The 6,345-nt window shown below is 58.7% G+C and carries 6 protein-coding genes; 3 read left to right on the plus strand and 3 right to left on the minus strand.

The genetic code is table 11. The features are described from left to right. Positions 1 to 122: 122 nt before the first annotated feature. Positions 123 to 1,403: a putative bifunctional diguanylate cyclase/phosphodiesterase gene (locus tag MKK63_RS03905; protein ID WP_243998879.1), complete on the plus strand. Its 1,281-nt coding sequence runs from the start codon at positions 123 to 125 to the stop codon at positions 1,401 to 1,403. Positions 1,404 to 1,585: 182 nt separating this feature from the next. On the opposite strand, the gene MKK63_RS03910 is transcribed toward MKK63_RS03905, so the two are convergent. Next, positions 1,586 to 1,879 carry a hypothetical protein gene (locus MKK63_RS03910; RefSeq protein WP_243998881.1) on the minus strand — a complete coding sequence of 98 codons (294 nt, stop codon included), beginning with the start codon at positions 1,877 to 1,879 and terminating at the stop codon, positions 1,586 to 1,588. Between the two features lie 170 nt (positions 1,880 to 2,049). Here MKK63_RS03910 and MKK63_RS31640 point away from each other — a divergent pair, with 170 nt between their 5' ends. Then, complete coding sequence (locus tag MKK63_RS31640) at positions 2,050 to 2,181, plus strand: hypothetical protein (RefSeq protein WP_267428349.1); 132 nt, start codon at positions 2,050 to 2,052, stop codon at positions 2,179 to 2,181. A 116-nt stretch (positions 2,182 to 2,297) separates the two neighbouring features. Here MKK63_RS31640 and MKK63_RS03915 read toward each other — a convergent pair whose 3' ends face one another. Together MKK63_RS03915 and MKK63_RS03920 are read right to left on the minus strand one after the other, a co-directional pair. Beyond that, the gene (locus MKK63_RS03915; RefSeq protein ID WP_243998884.1) at positions 2,298 to 2,510 is read right to left on the minus strand and encodes a hypothetical protein; all 213 of its coding nucleotides are present in this window, start codon (positions 2,508 to 2,510) and stop codon (positions 2,298 to 2,300) included. Positions 2,511 to 2,692: 182 nt separating this feature from the next. Continuing rightward, positions 2,693 to 2,935, minus strand: a complete 243-nt coding sequence (locus tag MKK63_RS03920; protein WP_243998885.1) for a hypothetical protein — start codon at positions 2,933 to 2,935, stop codon at positions 2,693 to 2,695. 1,528 nt (positions 2,936 to 4,463) lie between these two features. Here MKK63_RS03920 and MKK63_RS03925 point away from each other — a divergent pair. Then, the gene (locus MKK63_RS03925) at positions 4,464 to 6,071 is read left to right on the plus strand and encodes an alpha/beta hydrolase (RefSeq protein ID WP_243998887.1); all 1,608 of its coding nucleotides are present in this window, start codon (positions 4,464 to 4,466) and stop codon (positions 6,069 to 6,071) included. The last annotated feature ends 274 nt before the right edge of the window (positions 6,072 to 6,345 follow it).

Genomic DNA, 6,345 nt, shown 5'->3' on the forward strand with positions numbered 1-6,345 from the left:
AGATCCTACCGGCTTGAGCCTCATGGTCGGCGATAAACGATGAAGGGGCCCGATCGGGCCCCTTCATCGTTCAAGCTGCGGCCGCCATTGGCCTGGTTTTACTCCGCCACAGCGGCCTGGAATTGGTCCGCCCTTTACACACCGGTCTGCCGAACCGCACACTGTTCCGCGATCGGCTTGACCAAGCCATCGCTCACGCTGCCCGATCCGGAAATCCCTTTGCCGTGCTTGCCTGCGACCTCGACCGGTTCAAGGCGGTCAACGACAGCTTTGGCCACGCGGCAGGCGACGCTCTGCTGCGCGTCGTCGCCGATCGCATGCAGGGAGTAATACGTCCCTACGACACCGTCGCTCGTCTGGGCGGCGATGAATTTGCCATCGTGCTCACCTACCTCGACGCGCCGTGCTGGGCCATCCGCATCGCCGAACAGCTGATTGCGGTCGTGAGCGAGCCGATCGACCTCGATGGACAGGTGGTGGAGGTCGGGGTCAGCATTGGGTTGACGCTTGCCACGGAGCAAAACGCGACTGCGGACGAGTTGTTCAAGCGGGCCGATATAGCCCTGTACGAGGCCAAGGCTGCCGGCCGAAACACGTATCGCGAATTTGAGATAGATGCGGGCGTCCGCATCGCCCTGCGCGGCCAGCTTGGCCTGGACATGAAAGAGGCGATCCGACGCGGTGAGTTCCAGCTGGCTTACCAGCCGGTCGTGGATGCCGCGACTGGCGCAGTCGTCAGCTTCGAGGCGCTGATGCGCTGGCATCATCCGACGCAGGGCAAGATCTCACCGGGAACCTTCATCCCGCTGGCTGAGGAGACCGGGTTGATAGTGCCGCTCGGCGTTTGGGCGTTGCAGGAGGCCTGTCGTGAGGCGATTCATTGGCCCGCCCACATCCACGTAGCGGTCAACGTCTCGGCGGTGCAGTTGCGACGTGAGGGCTTGGAGGCATCGGTTCTTTCCGCATTGGCGTCTAGCGGTCTGCCCGCGACACGCTTGAAGCTTGAGGTGACTGAAAGCGTGATGATGCAGGACTCGGACACGGTACTGGCCTGCCTGCACCGCCTGCGTTCCCTCGGTGTGCTTATCGCCCTGGACGACTTCGGCACCGGCTACTCGTCCCTCAGTTATCTGCGGCGTTTCCCCTTCGATAAGATCAAGATCGACCAAGCGTTTGTGCGCGACATCGCGGATCCGGATGCGGCCGCGATCGTGCGCGCAGTGGTCGGTATTGGCGAGCGGCTGGGCATGGGCATCGTTGCCGAAGGGATCGAGACGGTCGAGCAGCTAGACCTCGTGCGCCGCGAGGGATGCACGTTGGTCCAAGGCTTCCTGTTCAGCCCGCCAATCCCGTCCCACGAGGCACGCAAGTACATGGCGGCTGCTCAAGGCAGGGCAGCCTGACCCCTATCGCTCGCTGAGCTGAACAGGAACTGGCTCCCCGCCCGCCGCCGCTGCAATCGGTGTCGTGGTCTATTGCGTGACGGGCCGCCTGGATCGGGCGGAGCGCTACGACGGCCGCTGAGCAGGGAAGCCGCGCTCGTCCCCAATGCTGCACCCGAAGATCGAGTGGCGCCGGATCGCGATCAATCGCGTCTCGCCTCAACGCTCGCGCGCTTGACCACGGAACGCAATGCTGCGCTGCCTTCCAGTGCGAACCAAGAACGCAGCATATTGGTGGTTTGAGGCGTGTCATCGGGCCGCTCGCGGAACAGATCGGCGTAGCGGGCCAACTCACGCTCCACGAACATGTCGAGATAGACAGCGCCTCTGGTCCTTGCGAGCTCGGTGAGGGTGTCCTCCAGAACGCGTTGCATCATCTCGCCGACCATGGCCGAGACGTAGACCGCTTCCGCGCTGCCCTGTTCGAGCTCTTTCAACCACGCCTCCTATTCGCTCTATGGCACCGTCCTAAGCTTGACCAGAGGCCCGATGCAACGCTGGCTCTCCGCGCTGGCGCTGGGGTGCAGTTCCGGCAGGTGGCATCCTAAACCGACTCTGCGGGTTTCCGTTCAGAGAGTAGGTCACCTACCCTCACGAGGAGACGTTCATGGCAACGGACAACAAGCGCGGCAACCGGGAAGCGAAGAAGCCCAAGGCGGCCAAGGTGAAGACGAACGCCTCGGCGCCATCGACCAAGGGTATGGTCACGGCCAAGCCCACCTCGGGACCGAAGAAGTAGGACGCAGCGCCTCGTCTGGGCTAGCGGTTCGTCCAGTCCATCTGCCGTGAGGCGCATTGGACGTGCCGCTGGCGCCGCGGAAACGCTAGCGCCAGTCTTCTGGGCGGTTGTGCAACTCAGTCCTTCATCGTGGCGATGATCCGGTCGATGGCGCGCACGCTGTCCTCGATGGCGCGCGTGTGGACCAGCATGATTGCCGCATCCTCGTTGCCTGCGTGATCGTCAGGCCACCAGCGGCCATCGTTCAGCTCACGCAACAACTCGCCGATCCGTTCGTGCTGGCGTCTGAGCAGGGCAACGGCGCCTTCGCAGGCTTCGTTCTCAGGCATGTCTCCGATCCCATTTTGGGTGAAGCATATGCCAGTTCGATGATCGGTGTGAAAGGACGAAGGCTCGAACGCGGCCAAACGCGTGAGGATTCAGACCGGCTCGTGATGGTCGGGGGATCAGCCTGACGGCGGCACCATTCTAAGCGCCGTCATGACGGCGCTGCTCCCACGCGACAGTCGCCTTAAGCAGACAACCGCTCCAGCCTGGAAAGGCCGGCGTCGGTAATTTGCCATGTTGCGAACGTGCCGCCAAGATGAGGGCCCGCCCGCTCGCCGACCCATACGAGGTCGCCCCGGCTCGCCAAGCCACTCAGGCGACTGTGATCACCCGGCCAAGCCCGATCCATCTCGCGCTTGATGGAGATGTGCCCGTCCATAGCCTGGGCGGCTTTCGTAAGGAGGCGACGCTCGTGGTTGACCAGCATGGGCAATCTCCGGTGAAGGGTAGGCCGCTACGCAGGCACTGCGTAGAAGCTTAGCCATTTGGAAACGTTTTGCAACGCAGCGGCCTGGGTCCGATGCAAGCTCTGCCTGTTGCGCGGCCTCTGAGCCGATTGGCGCAGTCATTCGATCCACGCCCAAAACCAAACCGCGCCCTTTGAACGAAGAGGAAAGATGGAGGGCGCGTTTCGTGTCGCTGTGGTGGATCGAGCCGCGGATCGACATCAACGAAGGCATCGTAGCCTGCGAACGGCGCTTCCACAGCCAACGTATCCTGCTACCGAAATCGCAGCGAGCAGCCACGTTTCGTCGGAGGAAAAGTTGCTCCTTGCATCCTACAGGGCTGGCCTCAATTTGCCCCGCAACCGCCGAAATAACCGCTTGGCAAATGCTCCGACCGACGCATGAGTATGGTCACACCCCATTTCGAGACTGCTGTGAAAGCTTGCACCGTCGCATCGTGAAGGCCGAAATACGTTCAACGGGATCGGCAGGCGCGCTTACTGTCTTGTTCAGGAGCGGGTCCGATTCGTCAAAGGTTGAGCAACGGCTCGACAAGGAGATCGATAGGCTGTTGATCTTGCGCTGGCAGCTTCTTGAACTCCGCTACCCCAGCTAAATCGGACATTCAGCTCGGTAACTCTCGATCATACATAACTTTTGACCCGAGCGCTCCATGGGTGCAGATTAATCGCAACCTTACCCGATCCGGCAACATCCGGTGACCGATCCACCAGCAAGCATACCCGTTCGATCGACGTCGAATATTTCCCATTGCTGCTGTTCGCCGCTAGGCATTGACTACGTAGGCGCTGAATTGGCTTTGACAACCCGATACTGGTATGTATCCTAGTTTGAACAATGCATGAGTGTTCGAGATACCGCTGCTTGTCAGAAACTAAAGGCGGAGACTGATTTGTCCGGGGCCAAACGCTGCGAGGTGTAATGCCTGAAGTCTAATTTCATGGTACTTTTTCTTGTTCTGAGCCGAGACAATGACTCGTATTGATAAATAGATTATTATTTTACTTTATAATATTTTCGAGTTTGTTGTTATGAGCTACGACGTATTGATAAAATTAGATTCGAAGTATTTTTATTCAAATCAAAAATGTGCTATCTATAATAATATAATTTGCGTACGCGCGACAATTACCGAGTTCGTGTTAAGATGATGGACAAAAATTGCAGTGGTTCCTCCTGGGAACCTTTCTAACGGTTTAATAGATACGTTTGACAACTTTCACTTCGGTGGCGGTCGGAGCTATGCTAGCGAACATTCCATCATCTTTGTATCCGGCACTCGAAGCTCCTGTCGCATTCGACGGGGTATTCGGCTGGTTCCGGCCCGGGTCGACCCGTCGCGGCGTGGTGTTGTGTGGAACGCTTGGGTTCGAGCAACTCTCGGCTTATCGGGCGTGGCGAGAGTTGGCGGCCCAAATCGCCGACGCCGGTTGCGCAACGCTACGGTTCGACTTTCCCGGAGACGGGAATTCAGCTGACGTAGAGGTCATGCGCGCCGAAATTTTGGTTGGGGCGATCACGCGCGCAGTGCGCTATCTGCGCGCGGAAGCTTGCGTGGACGAGATTGTTGTTGTCGGTCTTCGTCTCGGTGCAACGCTTGCAGCCTTATCCGCCGCTGCGAGCAGCATCGACCGTCTTGTGCTCCTCGCTCCTTTTACGAGCGGTCACGCTTACCTGCGGGAGATGCGCCTGCGGTCACGTACGGTCGATCGTCTCCCGACTGATGAGCCGATTCCGCAGACACCTGGCGATATCTTGCTCGGGGGCTTCCGATTGGGCCCAGCGCTGGTTGCCGATCTCTCGGCCGTCGATTTGATGGCGATCACTCATGCGCCAGCTCCAAACGTCCTGATCGTTGGGTCCGACACCGCGCAGCTTTCTCGACGCTACGAAGAGCTTGGCAGCCGAGTAACCTCTGCGCCGTTTGCCGGGCTCGCGCAGCTTTTGATCGGTGACCTGTTCTCCGAAACCCCGAAGGACACCTTCGAGGCCGTTGTCACCTATGCTTGCGCAGACGCCAAGCCGGCGTCCGCGGTGTCCCCAACGGTTCGCGCTGCGGGAGCGATCGGCGGCCCGGGCTGGACTGAGGCACCAGTTCGGTTCGGGGTGGGTCTTGTTGGAACGTTATGCCGTCCGGACCGGCCGGCCGCGAACGCACCGACGATCCTCTTCCTCGGGTCAGGTCGCAATGCGCGGTCCGGGCGTGGTCGCCAAATTGCTATCCTGGCGCGCCGACTTGCCCGGTCCGGCATTCGATCGCTTCGCTTCGATCTGTGCGGAATCGGTGATAGCCCCGATAGACAGGACGGTTCTTCCCCGCTCTACGCCCTGGATGCGGTCGAAGATGTGCGCGCTGCGTTGAACTATTTGGATGAATTATCGTCAGCACCTATATTGGTTGTTGGCTTCTGCAGCGGTGCATTTCTGGGCTTTCATGCCATTCAGGGTGATCATCGGATAAGGTCAGCTATTTTATTTAATTTGTATTGTTTCGACTGGAATCCCTTATACGATGTCGAAACTAAGATACGAAATCCTTATTGGGGTATCTCCGGCTATGCAAACGAAGCTAAAAAGGTTTCATCGTGGCTTGCCTTACTTCGTAATCCCCAGAGAATTTCAGACATCGCCGCTAAGCTCGTGCGATTGACCGTTCGAAGTCTGAAAAAGATTGCCTCTGTTCCGTTCAAAGCTGTGTATGCTGAGGATACAGTCGCTGGCCGCATCGGACGTATCAGGCGGCGCGGCGCCAGTTTAACCCTCGTGTTCAGTCCGAATGAGCCGGGGTTAATGGAGGTGCACGCGAAACTCGGGCGCACGCCATCGGATGTCGAAAGAAAGCTCGGACGACCGGTGATTATGATTGAGCAAGCCGACCATAATCTCACCGTCGACGGAACGCTCGATAAGTTTTATGAAATAATATTAGAGTCTATCGAATGTGATTGCGAGAGAACCGCAGAGGGTAGCGAAAACGAAATCAAATCTTTCAAATATTCATTGGGATTTTCAGGGCAATCACGCTCACGAAATTTGGATCATGCGGCTCATCAGGCACTACGCTCTGACATCTGGCCTCATCCAGAAGCCGGCTAGTGCATCGATCCAGACGGGGGCGTCAGCCGAGTCTGGAAAAATTGATGCAAAACCAAAGAACTGGTGCTCACTCGCATGAACAAAGTGAATGCGTCAGAGCGCTAGGTCCTTCGATAATGAGGTTCTGCGGGCCGGGCTGGCCTATCGGCGTGCTTTGGCTTTCCGAGCCGCGAAGCGTGCATCGCGCGCGGCCTTCTGCTCGGCTGCCAGTGCGGCTTGCTGCTCCGCCCTCTCGGCAGCTTGGCGGACGAGTTCCGCCTCGGCGCGCTCACGC

The sequence above is a fragment of the Methylobacterium sp. J-088 genome, assembly GCF_022829295.1.
In the GTDB taxonomy this organism is placed as follows: Bacteria; Pseudomonadota; Alphaproteobacteria; order Rhizobiales; family Beijerinckiaceae; genus Methylobacterium.

What these genes read in the sequence shown, in the direction of transcription:
- MKK63_RS31640 (WP_267428349.1), top strand. Translation starts at nt 2,050, where the DNA reads ATGGCAACGGACAACAAGCGCGGCAACCGGGAAGCGAAGAAGCCCAAG.
- MKK63_RS03915 (WP_243998884.1), bottom strand. Translation starts at nt 2,510, where the DNA reads ATGCCTGAGAACGAAGCCTGCGAAGGCGCCGTTGCCCTGCTCAGACGC.
- MKK63_RS03920 (WP_243998885.1), bottom strand. Translation starts at nt 2,935, where the DNA reads ATGCTGGTCAACCACGAGCGTCGCCTCCTTACGAAAGCCGCCCAGGCT.
- MKK63_RS03925 (WP_243998887.1), top strand. Translation starts at nt 4,464, where the DNA reads ATGCGCGCCGAAATTTTGGTTGGGGCGATCACGCGCGCAGTGCGCTAT.